Genomic DNA, 20,075 nt, shown 5'->3' with positions numbered 1-20,075 from the left:
CGGTGTGTTCCAAGATCGGCACGCTAACGCCACCTTGTTCGCGATTGTACGCTCTGTCCGTTTCGTGAGTGGATGGTACATCGCTGAATGGGAGGTTGCCAGGCGAACCGCCCGCTCTCCGGCAATTCCCCTTGTCAACCAGGTGAAAAAACACGGAACGGCCGGGGACTCGCGTCCCCGGCCGTTCCGGCGTCAGATGGTGTGCCCGTCAGCCCCAGGGGTTGCAGCACAGGGGGCGGTGGGTGGTGGGCGGCGGGGGAACGGGGGTGTCGGAGGCGTTCGCGGCCATGCCGGTGACGGTGACGCCCGCGAGGGCGATGACGATCGAGAAACCCAGTCGCACGACGGTCTTGCTGATCTTGCCGCTCATCTCTACCTCCGTGGTCGTGGCGGCGTCGCCGTAGACGCCGTTCCTGACACCGATGACGCTCGCACGGCCCGCCATCGAGTCCCTATCGCTTCCCTTAGCGTCAGGCATATCCCCAGTTGGGGATATGTTCAAGGGGTTTCGGCGCGCCTGAATGGGGGTTCGGGTCAGCGGTTCGGGGTGGCCGGCCGGCCCCGGTCCGGCCATCCACCGCCGGGAGTCGCGGCGGGCGGATGGCGGGCGGATGGCGGGCGGATGGCGGACGCATGACGGGCCGATAAGCGGGCGAAGGTGAACCGATAGCGCGGTCCGCGAATCTTGGACGAAGCCCAGGCGGAGCCGGCGCTCGCAGCGGCGCCGTCTGGGCGGCCAAGGCGAAAGCGCCGAACCGGGCCGCCTGTGGACGGGCCCGTTGGACAGGTGACGGTGAGATGGGTATTGCTATTCAGACACTGGACAGTGTCTACGGCCGACCGGCCGCCAGCGTCAGGGTCCGGCTGGAGTGCTCCGAGGGCGGCCACTGGAATCCCGACGCCAAAGCCGAAACCGACCACGAGGGCTGCATCCGGGACTGGAGCGGCCGCCGTTTCGAACGCGGGGTTTACCGCCTCGTCTTCGAAAGCGACCGGTACTTCGTCGGCCTCGGGCTCACCGCCGCCTATTCGGAGATAGTCGTTCTCTTCCGCATGCACGACGAGACCGACTCCTACCAGATCCAGGTCCAGCTCTCGCCGTACTCCTATTCGGCGTATTTCGGCTCGGCCGGCTGACGGGTGTCAGCGTCCCCCAGGCACACCAGGTTCACGCAGGTAAGGGTTCCGACAGTGAATATCGGACGATACACCGCATTCCCCCAGGTTCCCCTGAACGGTCGCAGGTGGCCGGACGCCACCGTCACCGCCGCGCCCCGCTGGCTCTCCACCGACCTGCGGGACGGCAACCAGGCGCTGGCGGCCCCCATGACCCCGGCGCGCAAGCTGGCGATGTTCGACCTGCTGGTGCGCATGGGATACAAGGAGATCGAGGTCGGCTTCCCCGCCGCCAGCCGCGACGACCACGACTTCGTCCGGATGCTCATCGAGGACGACCTCGTCCCCGACGACGTCCGCGTCTCGGTGCTCGTCCAGGCCCGCGAGGAACTGATCGAACGCACCGCGGAGAGCCTGGCGGGGGCGCGGCGCGCCACCGTCCACCTCTACAACGCGACGTCGCCGTGGTTCCGCAGCCGGGTGTTCGGCATGGACCGCGACGAGTGCAAGGACCTCGCCGTACGGGGCACCCGGCTGGTGGCGAAGTACGCCGAACGCTTCCTGGACGGCTGCGACCTGGGCTTCCAGTACTCTCCCGAGCACTTCGCCGACACCGAGCCGGAGTTCTCGCTGGAGGTCTGCGAGGCCGTCATGGACGTGTGGCAGCCCGGCCCGGGGCGGGAGATCATCCTGAACTTCCCCACGACGGTCGAGCGGTCCACCCCCAACGTCTTCGCCGACCAGATCGAGTGGATGCACCGCAACCTGTCGCGGCGCGAGCACCTGTGCCTCTCGGTCCACCCGCACAACGACCGGGGCACCGGCGTCGCCGCCGCCGAGCTGGCCGTGCTGGCCGGGGCCCAGCGGATCGAGGGCTGCCTGTTCGGCAACGGGGAACGGGCCGGCAACGTGTGCCTGGTGACCCTCGGGCTGAACCTGCTCACCCAGGGCGTCGACCCCGGCGTCGACTTCCGCGACCTCGACCGCGTCCGGCGCACGGTCGAGGGGTGCACCGGGATACCGGTCCACCCCCGCCACCCCTACGGCGGCGACCTCGTCTACACCGCCTTCTCCGGCTCCCACCAGGACGCCATCAACAAGGGCTTCGACGCCCTGGAGCGGGAGGCCGCCGAGGCGGGCGCCGAGCCGGCCGGGCTGCCGTGGCGCCTGCCGTACCTGCCGCTGGACCCGCAGGACGTGGGGCGGACCTACGAGGCCATCGTGCGGATCAACAGCCAGTCCGGCAAGGGGGGCCTGGCCTACGTCATGAGCGCCCGGCACGGGCTGAACCTGCCCCGCGGGCTGCGGGTGGAGTTCGCCCGGACGGTGCAGGCGCTGGCCGACGCCGAGGGCGGGGAGATCGCCCCCGGCCGGCTCCGGGAGTGCTTCGAGCGCGAGTACGTCATCGGCGCGGCGGACGGGCCCGGCGCGACGGCCCCGGCCCGGGCCGCCGTCTCCGTCCCGGCACCGGGCGGCGTCCCGGCGGCCGTCGTCCTGCACGTCGACGGCGGCGGGTTCGACGCCGGACGGGACCGGACCGACGCGGTGCGGGCCGTACGCGCCGAGCTCGCCCGGCTGGGCCTGCGGGTGCGCGCCGTACACCACACCGGTCCGGCGGGCGGGACCGGCGGGGCCGGCGGGGTCATGGTCTACGCCGAGCTCCAGGCGGGCGGGACGGTCTTCTGGGGAGCCGGGACCGGACCGGACCTGCGGGCCGCCGCGCTGTCGGCCGCCGCCTCCGCCGCCGCCAGGGCACGGAGGGGACGGGCGTCCCGTACGGAGGTCCCGGCGTCCCCCGCCGCGCCCGCCGCGCCCCCCGCGCCTCCCGCGCCTCCCGCACCGGAGGCCGCGACACCCGCGGCACCCGCGGCACCCGCGGCACCCGCGGAGGAGGCGGCGACGCTCACCTGGACGAGGAACACGCGGACGAGGAGTACGCGGGCGAGGAGCACGCGGACGACGGCGGGACGGTGACGACCGGCGAGCGGTGACCGGCCGGATGACGGCGCGACGAGACGGAGAGCCCCGGTGAGGGCTCAGACGAGGAGGGAGACGGAGATGAAACTGGTCGAGCGGGAGGAGGAGCTGGCCTGCCTGCAGGCCCTCCTCGACAGCGCGGTGCTGGGCAGGGGCAAGGTGGCGCTGGTCGGCGGCGCCGTCGCGACGGGCAAGAGCGCGTTGCTGCACGTCTTCGCCGAACAGGCCATCGAGCGGGGCGCGCTGGCCGTCACCGCGACGGGCTCCCGCATGGAGCGGGACCTGCCCCTGGGCGTGCTCGGCCAGCTCATCCAGGACGCGCCGCTGGTCCCCGAGGAGCGCGACCGGGCGCTGGCGCTGCTGAGCGAGGGCGCGCGCACCGTGCTCGCGGAGGAGCCGGGGGACACCGGCGGCCGGCAGATCGACGCCCAGACCGTCCACGTCCTGTGCACCGTCCTGCTGGAGCTGTCGGAGCGGTACCCGCTCATGATCATCGTCGATGACGTGCACCACGCCGACCGCGCCTCCCTGCTCTGCCTGGCGTACCTGGCGCGGCGGGTACGGCTCGCCCGCATCGTGATGGTGTTCGGCCACGCCGACCACGGCCGCTGGGCCGACGGCTTCTTCCAGACCGAGCTGGTCCGCCAGCCGCACTGCCGCCGCATCCAGCTCACCCGGCTGTCACGGGCCGGGGTGGCGGCCCTCGTCGAGGAGGAGACGGGCCGGGAGACGGCCGAACGGCTCGCCGACGAGTGGTACGCCCTCAGCGGCGGCAACCCCCTGCTGACCACCGCCCTGGCCGACGACTACCGGCAGCTCGCCCGGTCCGCCGGCGAGGAGCCGCCGGACGGGATCACCGCGGGCGACCACTACGGCCAGGCCGTGCTGTCGTGCCTGCAGCGCGGCCACGAGCAGACCATGCGGGTGGCCCGGGGCCTGGCGATCCTCGGTGAGCCCGAGACGCTCGACCGGCTGCTCGGCCTGCCCGGCCCCGATGTCGGCAGGGAACTGCACTCCCTGAGCGCCGCCGGGCTGCTCACCCTCGGCAGGTTCCGGCACGACGCCGTCCGCGAGGCCGTCCTCGCCGGGACGGACGCCCGGGAGCGGGCGGACCTGCACCGCCGGGCCGCGGAGCTGGGCTACGACCTGGGCTCCTCCCCGGCGGCTATAGCGGGACACCTGCTGCTGGCCGGCCGGGTCGAGGCCCCCTGGGTCGTGCCGATCCTGGAGGAGGCCGCCAGGAGCGCCCTGCGCAACGGGCAGGTGGAGACGGCGGTCGACTACCTGCGTATGGCCTGGCGCGAGTGCGCCGACGAGACCCAGCGCGCGAAGATCATGACGATGCTGGTGCGCGCCGAGTGGCGGATCAACCCCGCCGCGCCGACCGGGCACCTCGCCGAGCTGACCGAGGCGATGAACCGGGGCAGCCTGCGCGGCGTCGACGCCGTCGTGCTCGCCCGGGCGCTGCTGTGGTACGGCCGCTTCGACGACGCGCGCGACGTGCTCGAACAGCTCAACCGGCCGGGCGCGGGGGCGGACCCCGAGACGGTCGCCGAGCTGGTGGTGAGCCAGCTGTGGCTGCGGGCCACCCACCCGCCCTTCCTCGACCGGCTGCGGCACCTCGCCGGCGACCGGGGTCTGGCGACCATGGTCTCGGTGTCGGTCAGCCGGCGGCTGGAGTCGGCGCTCGCGCTCGCCGAGGTCCTCACCCGGGGGCCGCGCGAGGAGGACATGGACGCCGTCGAGCGGATTCTGGAGGACTCCCGCCTGGACGAGATGACGCTCGACACCGTCGAGAACTCGCTGCTGGCCCTCACCTACGCGGGCCGCTGCGAGCGGGTGGCCCCCTGGTGCGACCTGTTCAGCGTCGAGGCGTCGTCCCGGCAGGCGCCGAGCCGCCAGGCCCGCCTCGCCGCGATCCGCGCCGAGATCGCCGTCCGCCAGGGCGACATGTCCGCCGCCGAGCACCACGCGCGCCTGGCCCTGGACATCATCCCGGTGAGCAGCTGGGGCGTCGCCATCGGCGGGCCGCTGAGCAGCCTGATCCTCGCTCTCACCGCGATGGGCAAGTACGACGCGGTGCGCGAGTACCTGGACCGGCCGGTGCCCGAGGCGATGTTCCAGACCCGCTACGGCCTGCACTACCTGCACGCCAGGGGCCGCCACAGCCTGGCCACCGACTACTTCGCGCTGGCGCTGCGCGACTTCCAGCGGTGCGGCGACCTGATGGCCGCCTGGAACCTCGACACGCCCGGCCTGATCCCCTGGCGGGCCGACGCCGCCGAGGCGTGCCTGCGGATGGGCCAGGCGGACGAGGCCCGGCAGCTCGTCCAGGCGCAGCTCGACCTGTGCGGCCCCGGCGCGACCAGGGGCCGGGGCGCCGCGCTCCGGCTGCTGGCCGCCGTCTCCGAGCTGCGCCGCCGCCCCCCGCTGCTGCGCCAGGCGACCGAGTACCTCCAGGCCGCGGGGGACAGGTACGAGCTGGCCCGCGCGCTGTTCGACCTGGTCGAGGTCTACGAGGCGCTCGGCGAGCACCGCCGCGCCAAGACGATCGCCGGGCGGGCGCGGGCCGTGGCCCTGGAGTGCCACGCCCAGCCGCTGGCCAGGACGCTGTCGCGCGCCGACGACCCCGGCGCGCCGCCGGCCCTGCCCGCCGGGGACATGATCGGCATGCTGAGCGACGCCGAGCGGCGGGTCGCCGCCCTGGCCGCGGCCGGATACACCAACCGGGAGATCGCCGCGAAGCTCTACATCACGATCAGCACGGTCGAGCAGCACCTCACCCGTACCTACCGCAAGCTCAACATCAGCCGCCGCGCCGACCTGCCGCTCGTCCTGGAGTTCGGCGACCAGCTCGTCGTCTGAGACTCCTCCCGGGCCCGTCCGGACCCCGAAATCCGCCGGGCCCGGGAGGGCACTCCCGAAGGTGCGCGCCGCCGTCGCCGGGTGCGACGGTCGTAGCCGGAGGTGTGCCGTGGAGGAGAACCCGATCCTGACCGTCGTGCGGGGCAACCCGACGGCGGAGGAGCTCGCGGCGGTCGTCGCCGTCCTCACCGCGCGGGCCGCGGCCGCCGCGGCGGCCGTCGCCGAGCCCGTCGTGCCCGCCGGGCCCGTGACCGGCCGCCCGCGGAGCGCCTGGAACGCCGAACCGGCCTGGAGCGCCGGGACGATCTGGGACGCCTGCTCCGCCTGGAGCGTCTGGGCCGCCTGGAACGCCGGCTCCGCCGCTCTTCTCCGCCCGTGCGGACCGTCCCCGCGTCCGCGGGCCCCGCATTCTGCGAAAAGCCCGAGCGGGCCGCCGGTCGCATCCTGAGTGGTGTGCGCGGGGCGTTCCCCCGCACGCCGGGACGCCCGCGGCGGCGGTCCCGGGTCTCCGGGTGGTCTGAGGAGAGCGCCATGTCGACATTCTTCGGCTCGTTCCGCCGGTTGCTGCTGGCGCCGTCCCTGGCGGACGTGACGTTCGCGGTGCGCGGCTTCCCAGGCGCGTCGTCGCCGGCGGCCGAACGGCTGGAGGCGATCCCGCAGTCCGTCGTGTGCGGCTTCGAATGGGGCATCGACGCGCGGAACCAGTGGGAGGTGGAGCGGCGGCTGAACATGATCGACGTGGAGCTGCGCGGTTTCGCCTACGAGGGCGCCACGATGGCGCTGACCGTCCTCGACGCGATGGGCGGGGGCCGCGGTCACCGTACCCGCGACCTGCTGCTCGGGCCGGGCCGCCCGCACATCTTCCTCACCTACATCGGCATCGGCTTCGCCATGGCGCGGCTGCCCCGGCCGCTGTGGAAGAAGGTCGTCCCCGACCTGGGCGAGACGCCGTACCACCCGACGATGAGCTGGCTGGCGGTGGACGGCTACGGCTTCGACCGGGCCTACTTCGACACCCGGCGCTGGGTGGACGAGCAGCGGGTGCCCGCCCCCTACGCCTGGGAGGGGTCGCCCGGCTACTTCAACCGGGCCGTCGACCAGGGCATCGGCCGCGCCCTGTGGTTCATCCACGGCGCGCGGACGGCGGACGTCTCCGCCGCGGTGCGCCGCTTCGCCGCCGGCCGCCAGGCCGACCTGTGGAGCGGCGTCGGCCTGGCGGCGACGTTCGCCGGCGGCTGCGGGACCGAGGCGCTGGCGGCGATGGGGGAGGAGGCCGGCGAGCACCGGGCCGAGCTGGCCCTGGGCGCGGTCTTCGCGGTCAAGGCCCGGGACCACGCCGGGTTCGTCCCCGAGCACACCGCGGCCGCCACCGCCGCGCTGACCGGCCTGGCGGTCGCCGACGCCGTCGCGCTCGCCGACGACACCGCCGTCGATCCCCACGGTTCCGGCCCGGTTCCGCAGTATGAGGTGTGGCGGCGGCGGATCCACGACCGTTTCGCGCCGGACCGCGTCGGGCGCTGAACCCGGGCCCGGAGCACCGGATCCGGGCCACCGGGCCCGGGTCGCCGGACCGCCGGAGCGCCGCGATCCCGGCCGCCGGGCGCCGGTCCGCCGGGCCCCATCGCCCGGCCGTGACGCCCGGTGAATTCATCGCGCCATTCATGAATGGTCCGACCGGCTGTTTTCCGATTTTCGGAAAACCGTCGCGCGCCATGCCGGAAAGCGCGCCGGATGAGCACTTCCGAAGTGGAGGGCCCAGCTCGGCATATGCGTGAATCTATCAAAGGGCACCTGTTGACGAGGGGTGGAGGGGTTGGGTTGGCCAGCATGTTCCGGTCATTGAGGCGTCGTGTCCTGACGCCGGACATATCAGAGACGAAACTTGCCACCCGGGGTTTCCACGTGAAGGACGACGCGTCCCGGGAATTGCTGGAGACGGTCGGCGAGACATTTCTCACCGGCTACGCCTTCGCGGCCGAGACCCGCTCCGCGGCCGAGGCCGAGGAACGCCTGGAGGAGATCCCCCGGCGCTTCCGCGGCTTCGCCTACGAGGGCGCGGGCATGGCCTTCGCGATCCTCGACCGGCTGACGCCGGGCGGCGGGCACCGTACCGCCGACTCCCTCGCCGGCCGGGGTGACGCCCACAACTACATGATCTACGTCGGCATCGGCTGGGCCATGGCGCGGCTGCCGCGCTTCCTGTGGCCGGACAGCCGGGGGCTGGACCCGCTGCTGCTGTGGCTCGTCCACGACGGCTACGGCTTCCACCAGGCCTACTTCCACACTCAGAAGTACGTGCACGAGCAGTACCGAGAGACGCGCTTCCCCTGGCCGGCCGGCGGGCCCGAGGCGTACGCCGCCCGCGCCATCGACCAGGGCATCGGCCGCGCGCTGTGGTTCGTCGGCGGCACCGACGTCGAACACGTCGTCTCGCTGGTCGAGCGGTTCCCCGCCTCGCGCCGGGCCGACCTGTACGCCGGCGTCGGCCTGGCCGCGACCTACGCGGGAGGCGCGCCCGAGGACGAGCTGCTGGAGCTGCGCGAGCGGGCCGGGACGCACCGGCCGCAGCTCGCCCAGGGCAGCGCGTTCGCGGCCGAGGCCCGGGTCCGCGCCGGCCTGCTGGTGCCGCACAACGAGGTCGCGACCCGGGTGCTGTGCGGCACCACGCCCGAGGACGCCGCCCTGACCAGCCGCCGGACCCGCCCCGACGGGCCCGTTTCCGGCGACCTGCCCGCCTACGAGGTGTGGCGGCGCCGCATCGCCAATGAATTCGCATTTGCTGGAGGTGTTACTCCGTGACCACGACAGCTGGCTGGCTGCGCAGGCAACTGCCGGGAATCGTCGCCCTCGTCATGATGGCGGCCCTTTTCGTGGCGGGCCGCCCGTCCTTCGCCTCCGAGGAGGAGAAGGCCGGGCTGGCGAGCGCCTACGCGTTCGAGCCGATGAGCATCGCGCTGCCCGCCGGGTACACGCAGAAGACGGTTCGCAAGGTGAACCAGCGTTACAGCAACATCGACGCCTGGATCTCCTCGGTCGGGGCCGGCATCGCCATGAACGACCTCGACATGGACGGCCTGTCCAACGACCTGTGCGTCACCGACACCCGGATCGACCAGGTCGTGGTGACCCCCACCCCCGGCGCGAAGGCCGACCGCTACCGGCCGTTCGCGCTGAACCCCGGCTCGCTGCCGATGAGCGACACGATGGCGCCCATGGGCTGCCTGCCCGGTGACTACAACGAGGACGGCCGTACCGACCTGCTGGTCTACTTCTGGGGCCGCACGCCGATCGTCTACCTCGCCAAGAGCGGCGCCACGCAGCTCTCCGCGGACGCCTACGTGCCCACCGAGCTGGTGGCGGGCGTCGGCACGGCGAAGTACACCGGGCCGCAGTGGAACAGCAACACCGCCACCGCCGCCGACTTCGACGGCGACGGCCACCTGGACGTCTTCATCGGCAACTACTTCCCCCACGGCCCCGTCCTGGACCCGAAGGTCAACGGCGGCGTGGAGATGAACGACTCCATGTCGGCGGCCGTCAACGGCGGCGAGGACTACTTCTTCCGCTGGACCGGCGCCACCGCCGGCGAGCAGCCGACGGTCAGCTTCGCCAAGCTCGACGACGTCCTGCCCGTGAACGTCTCCAAGGGCTGGGAGCTCGGCGCCAGCACCGCCGACCTGGACGGCGACCAGCTGCCCGAGCTGTTCCTGAACAACGACTTCGGCAAGGACCGGCTGCTGTACAACCGCTCCACCCCCGGCCGCATCGCCTTCTCCCTCGTCGAGGGCAAGTCCTCGCCGATCGTGCCCAAGTCCAAGGTGCTGGGCCACGACTCGTTCAAGGGCATGGGCTCCGACTTCGGCGACCTGGACGGCGACGGCCTCTACGACATCTTCGTCAGCAACATCACCACCTCCTTCGGCATCGAGGAGAGCAACTTCCAGTTCATGTCCACCGCCAAGGACCGGGCCGAGGTCGGCTCCGAGCTGAAGCGCGGCGTCGCGCCGTTCGCCGACCGCAGCGCCCCGAGCCGCACCGCGTGGTCCGGCTGGGGCTGGGACGTCAAGATCGACGACTTCGACAACGGCGGCGTCCCGGCGATCGTCCAGGCCACCGGTTTCGTCAAGGGCGACGTCAACCGCTGGCCGCAGCTGCAGGAGCTCGCCACCGCCAACGACGGCGTGCTGCGCAACCCGCACTCCTGGCCGACCGTCCACGAGGGCGCCGACATCGGCGGCAACCAGACGCTCGCCTTCTTCGTCAAGGACGCGAAGACGGGCCGCTACGCCGACCTGTCGCCGCAGCTCGGCCTGGCCGTGCCGATTCCCACCCGCGGCATCGCCACCGGTGACGCCGACGGCGACGGACGGCTCGACATCGCGGTCGCCCGCCAGTGGGACGCCCCGGTCTTCTACCACAACCAGAGCCCGTCCCCCGGCGCGTTCCTGGAGCTGCGGCTGAACCACGAGAACGCCGCCGGCGCCGCCCCGTCCGCCGCCTCGCCCGCGATCGGCGCCGAGGTGAAGGTGACCCTCCCCGGCGGCCGCGTCGCCATCGGCAAGGTCGACGGCGGCAGCGGCCACTCCGGCCGCCGCAGCCACGAGGTGCACATCGGCCTCGGCCGGGACGTCACCGGCCCGCTGCCGGTGTGCCTGACCTGGCGCGACCGGACCGGAAAGGTCCACGAGCAGGAACTTCAGCTGACCCCGGGCCGGCACACCGTGCAGCTCGGCTCGCAAGCGAAGGAGCAGTGACGACATGGCCGAGAAAACCAAGACGCCTCCGCGGCACGACCCGAAGGTCATCACGGCCCTGCGCCGGTTCGCCCTCTCGATCACGGTCTTCAACATCCTCGGCTACACGGTCCTCGGATTCGAGCAGCCCTGGACGTGGCCCCTCATCGCCCTGGCGACCGCCTACACCACCGAGATCGTCCTGGAGCTGATCGGCGCCAGGGTCGAGGGCCGCACCCCGCGCTTCCGCGGCAACGGCCCGCGCGGCGTGATGGAGTTCCTCTACCCGGCGCACATCAGCGGCATCGCGATGAACATGCTGATCTACGTCAACGACCAGGTCCTGGTGATGATGTTCGGCGTCGTCGTCGCCGTCGGCACCAAGTGGGTCATCCGGGCCCCCGTCCGCGGCCGGCTGCGCCACGTGATGAACCCCTCCAACTTCGGCATCGCCGTCATCCTGCTGCTGTTCCCGTGGGCCAGCATCGCGCCGCCGTACCACTTCAGTGAGAACGTCACCAACCCGATCGACTGGATCATCCCCTGCGTGATCATCGTCTTCGGCACCATGCTGAACGCCAAGCTGACCAACCGCATGTGGCTGATCGGCGCCTGGGTGATCGGCTTCGCCCTGCAGGCGGTCGTGCGCAGCGTCATCCTCGACGACGTCGCCCTCCTCGGCGGCCTGGCCATGATGACCGGCGTGGCGTTCGTCCTGTTCACCAACTACATGATCACCGACCCGGGCACCACGCCGTCCAAGCCGCTGTCGCAGGTCGCCTTCGGCGGCGGCGTCGCCCTGGTGTACGGCCTGCTGACCGGCATGAGCATCCCCTACGGCATCTTCTTCGCCACCGCGACCGTCTGCCTGGTCCGCGGCGCCTTCCTGTGGTCCCTGCACATCGTCGGCAAGGCCCGCGAGCGGGACGCGGCCCAGGTCAGCGCGGCGGCCGAGCAGGCCCTCGCCCCGGCCCGGAAAGAGGTCGCGAAAGTATGACCAGGCTCGCCATCGTCGGCATGGCATGCCGTTACCCGGATGCCACCTCGCCGCGGGAGCTGTGGGAGAACGCCGTCGCCGGGCGGCGGGCCTTCCGCCGGCTGCCCGACGTGCGGATGCGGCTCGACGACTACTGGGACCCCGACCCCACGGCCCCCGACCGCTTCTACGCCCGCACCGCCGCGGTCATCGAGGGCTACGAGTTCGACCGGCTCGCCTACCGCGTCGCCGGCAGCACCTACCGCTCCACCGACCTGACCCACTGGCTCGCCCTCGACACGGCCGGCCGGGCGCTGGCCGACGCCGGCTTCCCCGACGCCGAGGGCCTGCCCCGCGAGCGCACCGGCGTGGTGGTGGGCAACACCCTCACCGGTGAGTTCACCCGGGCCAACGTGCTGCGGCTGCGCTGGCCGTACGTGCGCCGGACCCTCGCCGCGGCGCTGAAGGAGCAGGGCTGGGACGACGGGCGGCTGGAGGCGTTCCTCGCCGACTACGAGGCCGCCTACAAGAGCCCGTTCCCGCCCATCGACGAGGACACCCTCGCCGGTGGCCTGTCCAACACCATCGCCGGGCGGATCTGCAACCACTTCGACCTCAACGGCGGCGGCTACACCGTGGACGGCGCCTGCTCGTCGTCGCTGCTGTCGGTGGTGACCGCCGGCAAGGCGCTGGCCGACGGCGACATCGACGTCGCCGTCGCCGGCGGGGTGGACCTGTCCATCGACCCGTTCGAGATCGTCGGGTTCGCCAAGACCGGGGCGCTGGCCAAGAACGACTTCCGCCTCTACGACCGCCACTCCAACGGCTTCTGGCCGGGCGAGGGCTGCGGCATGGTCGTGCTGATGCGGGAGAGCGACGCGCTGGCCGCCGGGCACCGGATCTACGCCACCGTCGCCGGCTGGGGCATCTCCTCCGACGGCCGGGGCGGTATGACCCGGCCGGAGGTCAGCGGCTACCAGCTCGCCCTGCGCCGCGCCTACGAGCGGGCCGGGTTCGGCATCGAGACCGTCCCCCTGTTCGAGGGCCACGGCACCGGCACCGCCCTGGGCGACGCGACGGAGCTGAAGGCGCTGTCGGGCGCCCGCTCCGCCGCCGACCCCTCGGCGCCGCCCGCCGCGGTCGGCTCGATCAAGGGCATGATCGGCCACGCCAAGGCCGCGGCCGGCGTGGCCGGCCTGATCAAGGCCGTGATGGCTGTGCACGGGCAGATGCTGCCCCCCACCGTCGGCTGCGTCGACCCGCACCCGGTGCTGGCCGAGGAGGGGGCGGCCCTGCGCGTGCTGCGCAAGGCCGAGCCCTGGCCGGACGGCGCCCCGCTGCGGGCCGGCGTCACCGCCATGGGCTTCGGCGGCATCAACACCCACGTCGTGCTGGAGAACGCCGCCCCCCGGCGGCGTTCCCCGCTGCCGGGCCGCGCCCGCGCCCTGGCCGCCTCGCTGCAGGACGCCGAGCTGCTGCTGGCCGACGCGGCCTCGCCGCAGGCGCTGCGCGAGCGGCTCACCGAGCTGGCGGACTTCGTGCCGAAGGTGTCCTACGCCCAGCTCGCCGACCTGGCCGCGACGCTCCAGCGGGAGCTGCGCGGCCTGCCGTACCGGGCCGCGGTGGTCGTCACCTCCCCGGAGGACGCCGAGCGGCAGCTCCAGCGCCTGATCACCGCGCTGGAGGCGGGCGAGACCGCCGTGCTCGCCCCGGACGGCCGCGCCTTCCTCGGCCGGGCCGGCGGCCCGGCCAGGGTCGGCTACCTCTTCCCCGGCCAGGGGTCGGGCCGCGGCACCAGCGGGGGCGCGCTGCGCCGCCGCTTCGCCGAGGTCGAGGAGCTCTACCTGCGGGCCGCGCTGCCCGAGGGCGGCGACACGGTGGCCACCGCCGTCGCCCAGCCGCGCATCGTCACCGGCTCCATGGCCGGTCTGCGCGCCCTCGCCCTGCTGGGCGTGGACGCCGACGTCGCGCTCGGCCACAGCCTGGGCGAGCTGTCGGCCCTGCACTGGGCCGGCGCGATGGACGAGGACACCCTGCTGCGCGTGGCGACCGTACGGGGACAGGCCATGACCGAGCACAGCGCCTCGGGCACCATGGCCGGCGTCCGCGCCACCCCCGGCACGGTGACCGGCCTGATCGGCGACCTGCCCGTCGTCATCGCCGGTTACAACGGCCCCGGCCAGACCGTCGTCGCCGGGCCCGTCGACGCGGTCGAGACGGTCGGGCGCCGCGCCGCCGAGGCCGGTCTGACCTGGACCCGGCTGCGGGTGTCGCACGCCTTCCACTCGCCGCTGGTCGCCCCGGCGGCCGAGGTCCTCGGCGCCCGCCTGGCGGACGAGGACTTCGCCCCGACGGACCGCCGCGTCGTCTCCACCGTCACCGGTGAGGACCTGGCGCCGGACACCGACGTCCCGGCGCTGCTGCGGCGGCAGATCACCGAGCCCGTCCGGTTCACCCAGGCCGTACGGCAGGCAGCCCCCGGCGTCGACCTGTTCGTCGAGGTCGGCCCGGGACGGGTGCTCAGCGGCCTGGCCGCGAACATCACCGACGTGCCGGTGGTCGCGCTGGACACCGACGACGAGTCGCTGACCTCGCTGCTCCGCGTGGCCGGCGCCGCCTACGTCACCGGCGTGCCCATCGCGCACGAGGAGCTGTTCCACGGCCGCCTCGTCCGGCCGCTGGAGGTGGGGGAGGAGTTCTCGTTCTTCGCCAGCCCCACCGAGCAGGCGCCGCAGATCGGGATCGGCGCGGCCCACCGCGTCGCGGAGTCCGCCCCGGCCGCACCGGCCGCCGAGTCCGCGCAGTCCGTCGCCGCGGCGGGTCAGGAGGGCGAGACGACCATCGACCTGCTGCGCCGCCTGGCCGCCGAGCGTGCCGAGCTGCCGCTGGAGATGGTCACCGAGGACAGCCGTCCGCTGGACGAGCTGCACCTCAGCTCGGTCACGGTGATGCACATCATCGACCAGGCCACCCAGCGGATGGGCGTGCCCGCCGCGCAGGCCCCGACGAACCTCGCCACCGCCAGCCTCCGGGAGCTGGGCGAGGCGCTCGACGGCCTGGCCAAGGCCCCCCAGGCGCAGCCCGCGAAGATCGTGGCCGGCGCCGCCGCGTGGGCCCGGCCGTTCGCGCTCGACCTGGACGAGATGCCGCTGCCGGAACGGCCCGCGGTGCGCGAGAGCGGTCAGTGGCGGCTGTTCGCCGGCGCGGGCTCCCCGATCGCCGAGCCGCTCCGCCAGGCCCTCGAGAACGGGAGGGTCGGATCAGGTGTCCTGGTGTGCCTACCGCCGGAGTGCCGGCGGGAAGACCTGGAGCAGGCGCTGCTCGGCGCCAAGGCGGCCGTCGCCGGTCCCGCGGGCACCCGGTTCGTGCTGGTTCAGCACGGCCGGGGCGCGGCCGGCCTGGCCAAGACGCTCCAGCTGGAGACCCCCCAGCTCCGCGTCACCATCGTGCACGTACCGGCGGCCGCCGAGGCCGTCGGCTGGGTGGTAGACGAGGTCGCGGCCACCACCGGCTACGCCGAGGCGTACTACGACGCCGCGGGCGTGCGGCGGGTGCCCACCATGCGGGCCCTGCCGGTACGGCCGGCCCGCGCCGAGCAGCCGCTCGGCGCGGAGGACGTCCTGCTGGTCACCGGCGGAGGCAAGGGCATCACCGCCGAGTGCGCCCTGGCCGTCGCCGCCGACAGCGGCGCCAGGCTGGCCGTGCTCGGCCGGTCCGACCCGGCGGAGGACACCGAGCTGGCGGCCAACCTCCGCCGGATGACCGAGGCCGGGGTGGCCGTCCACTACGCCCGCGCCGACGTCACCGACGCCGGGCAGGTCCGCCGCGCCGTCGCCGAGGCCCAGGCGGCGCTCGGGCCGGTCACCGCCGTGCTGCACGGCGCCGGCCGCAACGAGCCGGCCGCGCTGACCAGCCTCGACATGGCCGCCTTCGCCCGCACCTTCGCCCCCAAGGTGGACGGCCTGCGCAACGTGCTCGACGCCGTCGACGTCGCCGGGCTGCGCCTGCTCGTCACCTTCGGCAGCATCATCGGCCGCGCCGGGCTGCACGGCGAGGCCCACTACGCCACCGCCAACGAGTGGCTGGCCGAGCTCACCAGGGAGGTGGCCGACAAGCACCCCCGCTGCCGCGCCGTCTGCATGGAGTGGTCGGTCTGGTCCGACGTCGGCATGGGCGAGCGGCTGTCGGTGGTGGAGGGGCTTACCCGCCAGGGCATCACCCCGATCACCCCGCAGCAGGGCGTGCAGATCATGCGCCGCCTGGTCGCCGACCCCGACGTCCCGCCCGTCGTGGTCATCAGCGGCCGCACCGAGGGCATCGACACCGTCCGATACGACCTGCCGCCGCTGCCGCTGCTGCGCTTCGTCGGCAAGCCGCTGATCCGCTACCACGACGTCGAGTTCGTCACCGATGTCGAGGTCAACCCCGGTACCGACCTCTACCTCGCCGACCACCTCCTCGACGGCAACCTGCTGTTCCCGGCGGTGATCGGCATGGAGGCCATGGCCCAGGTCGCCCACGCCGCCACCGGGCGGCAGGGCGCGCCGGTCGTCGAGCACGCCGAGTTCCTGCGGCCGATCATCGTGCCGCCGGACGGCAGCACCACGCTGCGGATCGCCGCGGCCGTCACCGACGACGACACCGTCGCGGTCACGATCCGCAGCGCCGAGACCGGCTTCGACGTGGACCACTTCCGCGCCCGGCTCGCCTACACCGGCGAGCCCGCGCCGCAGGGCCCGCCCGGACAGGTCGCCGACGGCCTGCCCGCGGTGCCGCTGGATCCGGGGACGGAGATGTACGGCGACGTGCTGTTCCAGGGGCGGCGCTTCCACCGGCTGCGCCGCTACCACCGGGCCGCGGCCCGTCACGTCGACGCCGACGTGGCGGCGCTGGAGTCCGGCGACTGGTTCGCCCGGTACCTCCCCGGGGACCTGCTCCTGGGCGACCCGGGCATGCGCGACGCGCTCATGCACGGCAACCAGGTCTGCGTCCCGGACGCCACGCTGCTGCCCACCGCGATCGAGCGGGTGCACGCCGGCGGCGCGGCGCTCGCCGAGGCCGGGGAGCTCCGCTACTGCGCCACCGAGCGCAGCCGCGAGGGCGACACGTACATCTACGACATCGCGGTGCGCACCCCGGCCGGTGACGTCGTGGAGCGCTGGGACGGCCTGCGGTTGCAGGCCGTACGGAAGAAGGACGGGCGGGGCCCCTGGGTGACGCCGCTGCTCGGCTCCTACCTGGAGCGGACCGTCGAGGACCTCGTCGGCGTCCGGGTCGCGGTCGCCGTCGAGCCCTTCGCCGCCGTTGACGCCGTCGGCGGTCCCGCCGGGGCGGAGGACGGCGAGGCGGCCCGGGAGCGGGCGGCCGTGGGGCTGGGCCGGGCGCTCGGCCGTCCGGTCGCACCCGGCGCGCCGGGGACCGGCGGCGAGGCCGGCGCCGAGATCGACGGCGCGACGGTCTCCGTCGCCCACGGTCCCGGCGTGACGCTCTGCGTCGCCACCCTCGGCACGCTCGGCTGCGACGTCACGGGGGCCGCCGCGCGGACGCCCGCGGAGTGGGCGGCCCTGCTGGGACCGCACACCCCGCTCGCCGAACGGGTCGCCTCCGTCACCGGCGACGGCCCCGACACCGCCGCCGCGCGCGTCGCCGCGGCCGCCGCGTCCCTGACGCGGGCCGGCCTGCCGAAGGAGTCGTCCCTGACCCTGACGGGGGAGGGGAGCGGCGCCTGGGCCGTGTTCGCCGCCGACGGCGTGCGCGTCGCGACGCTCGTCACGACCCTGCGGGACGCCCCCGACCCCGTCGTCTTCGCGATCTGCGTCCCGGAACGGACGCCGGTCGCGAGCGATCAGCCAGAAGGGCGGTCACAGGAATGAGCAAGTACTACGAATACCTGCACACGGTCGGTTTCGAGGAGACCAACATCGTGGGCAACGTCTACTACGTCAACTACCTGCGCTGGCAGGGCCGCTGCCGGGAGATGTTCCTCAAGGAACGCGCCCCGGAGGTCCTCGCCGACCTGCAGGACGACCTGAAGCTGTTCACCCTCAAGGTCGACTGCGAGTTCTTCGCCGAGATCACCGCGTTCGACGAGCTGTCCATCAGGATGCGCCTGCTGGAGCTGGGACAGACCCAGGTGGAGTTCGGCTTCGACTACGTACGGCTCGGCAAGGGCGACGGTGAGGGTGAGACCCTCATCGCCCGCGGCAGGCAGCGGGTGGCCTGCATGCGCGGGCCCAACACCCGCACGGCACCAGCCAGGGTCCCCGAGCCGCTCGTCCGGGCGCTCGAACCGTATGCCAACTAGGCGCGGATCCAGGAGGTCAGCGTGAAAGTCGACCAATCTACGACGTCTTCCACGGTGGATGACGCCAAGGCGTTGCGGCGGGCGTTCGGAGCCTTCGCCACCGGCGTCACCGTGGTGACGACGGGAGGGCCCGTTCCGCACGCCATGACCGCCAACTCCTTCACCTCGGTCTCGCTCGACCCGCCGCTGGTGCTGGTCTGCATCGACCGGGGAGCGGTCATGCACCAGTGCCTCAGCATGACGGGGGTCTTCGGGGTCTCGGTGCTGGGCGCCCGCCAGGAGAAGGAGGCGCGGCATTTCGCCAACCGCTACCGGCCGATGGGCATGGCGCAGTTCGACCCCGTCGAGTGGATGCCCGGCGAGCTGACCGGCGTGCCGCTCATCGGCGGCACGGTCGCCCGCTTCGAGTGCGAGCTGTGGCGCTCCTACGACGGCGGCGATCACACGATCTTCATCGGGAAGGTCCTGGGCATGGAGCAGCAGGCCGACGGCGACGGCCTGCTGGTCTACCGGGGCCAGTTCCGGGAGGTCACCTCCTACTGGCGGGAGGTCCCGGCATGAGCCTGCTGGGGGAGCGCACCCGGCCCGCCGCCCCCGCGGCACGGCCGGGCACGCGCCGGCGCGGCACCGGCGCGGTGCCGCCCGGCCCCCCGCTCCGCGCCACACCGGGCCTGTTCGCCAAGCTCGTGACCGACCGCATCGGGCTGTTCGCCGAGGCGACCGCCCGGTACGGCGACGCGGTCCGGCTGTCCATCGGCCCCAAGTCGATCTACCTGTTCAACCACCCCGACCACGCCAAGCACGTCCTGGCCGACAACAGCGGCAACTACCACAAGGGCATCGGCCTGACCGAGGCCCGCCGGGTCATCGGCGACGGGCTGCTGACCAGCGAGGGCGAGCTGTGGCGGACGCAGCGCCGCACCATCCAGCCGATGTTCCAGAACAAACGGATCGTCCACCAGGACGAGGCCGTCGCCGACGAGGCGGCGCGCCTGGTCGCGCGGCTGCGCTCCCACGCGGGCGGGCCGCCGGTGGACGTCGCCGAGGAGATGACCGGCCTGACCCTCGGGGTGCTGGGCCGTACCCTGCTCGACGCCGACCTCGGCGCCTTCGGCTCGATCGGGCACTCCTTCGAGGCGGTCCAGGACCAGGCCATGTTCGAGATGGTGTCGCTCAGCATGGTGCCGCTGTGGCTGCCGCTCCCCGGGCACCTGCGGTTCCGCCGGGCGCGCCGGGAGCTGTACCGCGTGGCCGACCACCTCCTCGCCTCCCATCTCCGGCGCCTCCTGAACGGCGAGGCCGGGGACGGCGGAGACGGCGGGGGCAGCGGGGACGGTCTGGTGACGCGGCTGCTGCGCTCCGCCGCGCAGCCGGGGGGCGACCCGCGCGCCGCCCACCGGCGGCTCCGCGAGGAGCTGGTCACGCTGCTGCTGGCCGGGCACGAGACGACGGCGAGCACGCTGTCGTGGGCCTTCCACCTCATCGACCGCCACCCGGAGGTGGGGGAGCGGCTTCGAGCGGAGGCCGTCGAGGTGCTGGGCGACCGGCCGCCCCGCTACGAGGACCTGCACCGGCTGCGGTACACGGCGATGGTCGTCGAGGAGGTCATGCGTCTCTACCCGCCCGTGTGGGCCCTGACCCGCAAGGCCCTGGCCGCCGACGAGGTCGGCGGCTACCACGTGCCCGCCGGCGCCGACGTCGTGGTGAGCACCTACACCCTGCACCGGCATCCCGGCTTCTGGGACGACCCCGACCGGTTCGAGCCGGAGCGGTTCGACCCGGCTGCGCCTGCCGCCAGGCCCAGGTACGCCTACATCCCGTTCGGCGCGGGGCCGCGCTTCTGCGTCGGCAACCATCTGGGGATGATGGAGGCGACGTTCGTCATCGCCATGGTCGCCCGGGAGCTGCGGCTGACCGGCCTGCCAGGCCGCGAGGCGTTCCCGGAGGCCATGCTCTCCCTGCGGGTCCGCGGCGGCCTGCCCATGACCGTCCAGACGGTCTGACGAGCCCGTACGGCGGGCCCCGGCGAAGGGGCCCGCCTCGCGGCGTCTCCGCGTGCCCGGCCGCGGCTCCGCGCGTCCGCGCGTGCGCTTTCACGCGTCGT

The 20,075-nt window shown here is 73.5% G+C and carries 12 protein-coding genes and 1 pseudogene; 12 read left to right on the top strand and 1 reads right to left on the bottom strand.

The window, feature by feature from the left end; genetic code table 11:
• Positions 1-208 precede the first annotated feature (208 nt).
• Positions 209-445: a hypothetical protein gene (locus tag AB0D67_RS27610; protein WP_362941934.1), complete on the bottom strand. Its 237-nt coding sequence runs from the start codon at positions 443-445 to the stop codon at positions 209-211.
• A 353-nt stretch (positions 446-798) separates the two neighbouring features.
• Here AB0D67_RS27610 and AB0D67_RS27605 point away from each other — a divergent pair, with 353 nt between their 5' ends.
• From AB0D67_RS27605 to AB0D67_RS27550, 12 genes and pseudogenes are all read left to right on the top strand, one after another.
• Positions 799-1,137 carry a hydroxyisourate hydrolase gene (locus tag AB0D67_RS27605; RefSeq protein WP_362941931.1) on the top strand — a complete coding sequence of 113 codons (339 nt, stop codon included), beginning with the start codon at positions 799-801 and terminating at the stop codon, positions 1,135-1,137.
• A 54-nt stretch (positions 1,138-1,191) separates the two neighbouring features.
• On the top strand, positions 1,192-3,090 hold the full coding sequence (locus tag AB0D67_RS27600; RefSeq protein ID WP_362941928.1) for a 2-isopropylmalate synthase: 1,899 nt from the start codon (positions 1,192-1,194) through the stop codon (positions 3,088-3,090).
• 84 nt (positions 3,091-3,174) lie between these two features.
• Entirely contained in the window at positions 3,175-5,958 is a 2,784-nt protein-coding gene (locus tag AB0D67_RS27595) for an AAA family ATPase (RefSeq protein ID WP_362941925.1), read from the top strand.
• Between the two features lie 109 nt (positions 5,959-6,067).
• Positions 6,068-6,175: pseudogene (locus AB0D67_RS27590) on the top strand (acyl-CoA carboxylase subunit epsilon); the annotation flags it as partial.
• A 314-nt stretch (positions 6,176-6,489) separates the two neighbouring features.
• A complete protein-coding gene (locus AB0D67_RS27585) occupies positions 6,490-7,479 on the top strand; it encodes a DUF1702 family protein (RefSeq protein ID WP_362941922.1) in 990 nt (329 codons plus the stop codon).
• A 306-nt stretch (positions 7,480-7,785) separates the two neighbouring features.
• Positions 7,786-8,757: a DUF1702 family protein gene (locus AB0D67_RS27580; RefSeq protein ID WP_362941918.1), complete on the top strand. Its 972-nt coding sequence runs from the start codon at positions 7,786-7,788 to the stop codon at positions 8,755-8,757.
• Complete coding sequence (locus tag AB0D67_RS27575) at positions 8,754-10,712, top strand: CRTAC1 family protein (protein WP_362941915.1); 1,959 nt, start codon at positions 8,754-8,756, stop codon at positions 10,710-10,712. Before AB0D67_RS27580 ends, AB0D67_RS27575 begins: the two co-directional genes overlap by 4 nt.
• A 4-nt stretch (positions 10,713-10,716) precedes the next feature.
• Positions 10,717-11,688, top strand: coding sequence for an enediyne biosynthesis protein (locus AB0D67_RS27570; protein ID WP_362941912.1), 972 nt, complete (start codon positions 10,717-10,719; stop codon positions 11,686-11,688).
• Positions 11,685-17,540: a type I polyketide synthase gene (locus AB0D67_RS27565; RefSeq protein WP_362941909.1), complete on the top strand. Its 5,856-nt coding sequence runs from the start codon at positions 11,685-11,687 to the stop codon at positions 17,538-17,540. Before AB0D67_RS27570 ends, AB0D67_RS27565 begins: the two co-directional genes overlap by 4 nt.
• On the top strand, positions 17,537-17,971 hold the full coding sequence (locus AB0D67_RS27560) for an acyl-CoA thioesterase (protein ID WP_362941906.1): 435 nt from the start codon (positions 17,537-17,539) through the stop codon (positions 17,969-17,971). Before AB0D67_RS27565 ends, AB0D67_RS27560 begins: the two co-directional genes overlap by 4 nt.
• Positions 17,972-17,992: 21 nt before the next feature.
• Entirely contained in the window at positions 17,993-18,532 is a 540-nt protein-coding gene (locus AB0D67_RS27555) for a flavin reductase family protein (RefSeq protein WP_362941903.1), read from the top strand.
• The gene (locus tag AB0D67_RS27550) at positions 18,529-19,974 is read left to right on the top strand and encodes a cytochrome P450 (RefSeq protein ID WP_362941900.1); all 1,446 of its coding nucleotides are present in this window, start codon (positions 18,529-18,531) and stop codon (positions 19,972-19,974) included. Before AB0D67_RS27555 ends, AB0D67_RS27550 begins: the two co-directional genes overlap by 4 nt.
• Positions 19,975-20,075: the final 101 nt, after the last annotated feature.

The sequence above is a fragment of the Streptosporangium sp. NPDC048047 genome (assembly GCF_040653115.1).
In the GTDB taxonomy this organism is placed as follows: Bacteria; Actinomycetota; Actinomycetes; order Streptosporangiales; family Streptosporangiaceae; genus Streptosporangium.
This window is presented reverse-complemented; position numbering and strand designations above follow the sequence as displayed.

Excerpts from the sequence above, each read along its gene's own strand:
- AB0D67_RS27610 (WP_362941934.1), bottom strand. The coding sequence starts at position 445 with ATGGCGGGCCGTGCGAGCGTCATCGGTGTCAGGAACGGCGTCTACGGC.
- AB0D67_RS27605 (WP_362941931.1), top strand. The coding sequence starts at position 799 with ATGGGTATTGCTATTCAGACACTGGACAGTGTCTACGGCCGACCGGCC.
- AB0D67_RS27595 (WP_362941925.1), top strand. The coding sequence starts at position 3,175 with ATGAAACTGGTCGAGCGGGAGGAGGAGCTGGCCTGCCTGCAGGCCCTC.
- AB0D67_RS27585 (WP_362941922.1), top strand. The coding sequence starts at position 6,490 with ATGTCGACATTCTTCGGCTCGTTCCGCCGGTTGCTGCTGGCGCCGTCC.
- AB0D67_RS27580 (WP_362941918.1), top strand. The coding sequence starts at position 7,786 with ATGTTCCGGTCATTGAGGCGTCGTGTCCTGACGCCGGACATATCAGAG.
- AB0D67_RS27570 (WP_362941912.1), top strand. The coding sequence starts at position 10,717 with ATGGCCGAGAAAACCAAGACGCCTCCGCGGCACGACCCGAAGGTCATC.
- AB0D67_RS27565 (WP_362941909.1), top strand. The coding sequence starts at position 11,685 with ATGACCAGGCTCGCCATCGTCGGCATGGCATGCCGTTACCCGGATGCC.
- AB0D67_RS27560 (WP_362941906.1), top strand. The coding sequence starts at position 17,537 with ATGAGCAAGTACTACGAATACCTGCACACGGTCGGTTTCGAGGAGACC.
- AB0D67_RS27550 (WP_362941900.1), top strand. The coding sequence starts at position 18,529 with ATGAGCCTGCTGGGGGAGCGCACCCGGCCCGCCGCCCCCGCGGCACGG.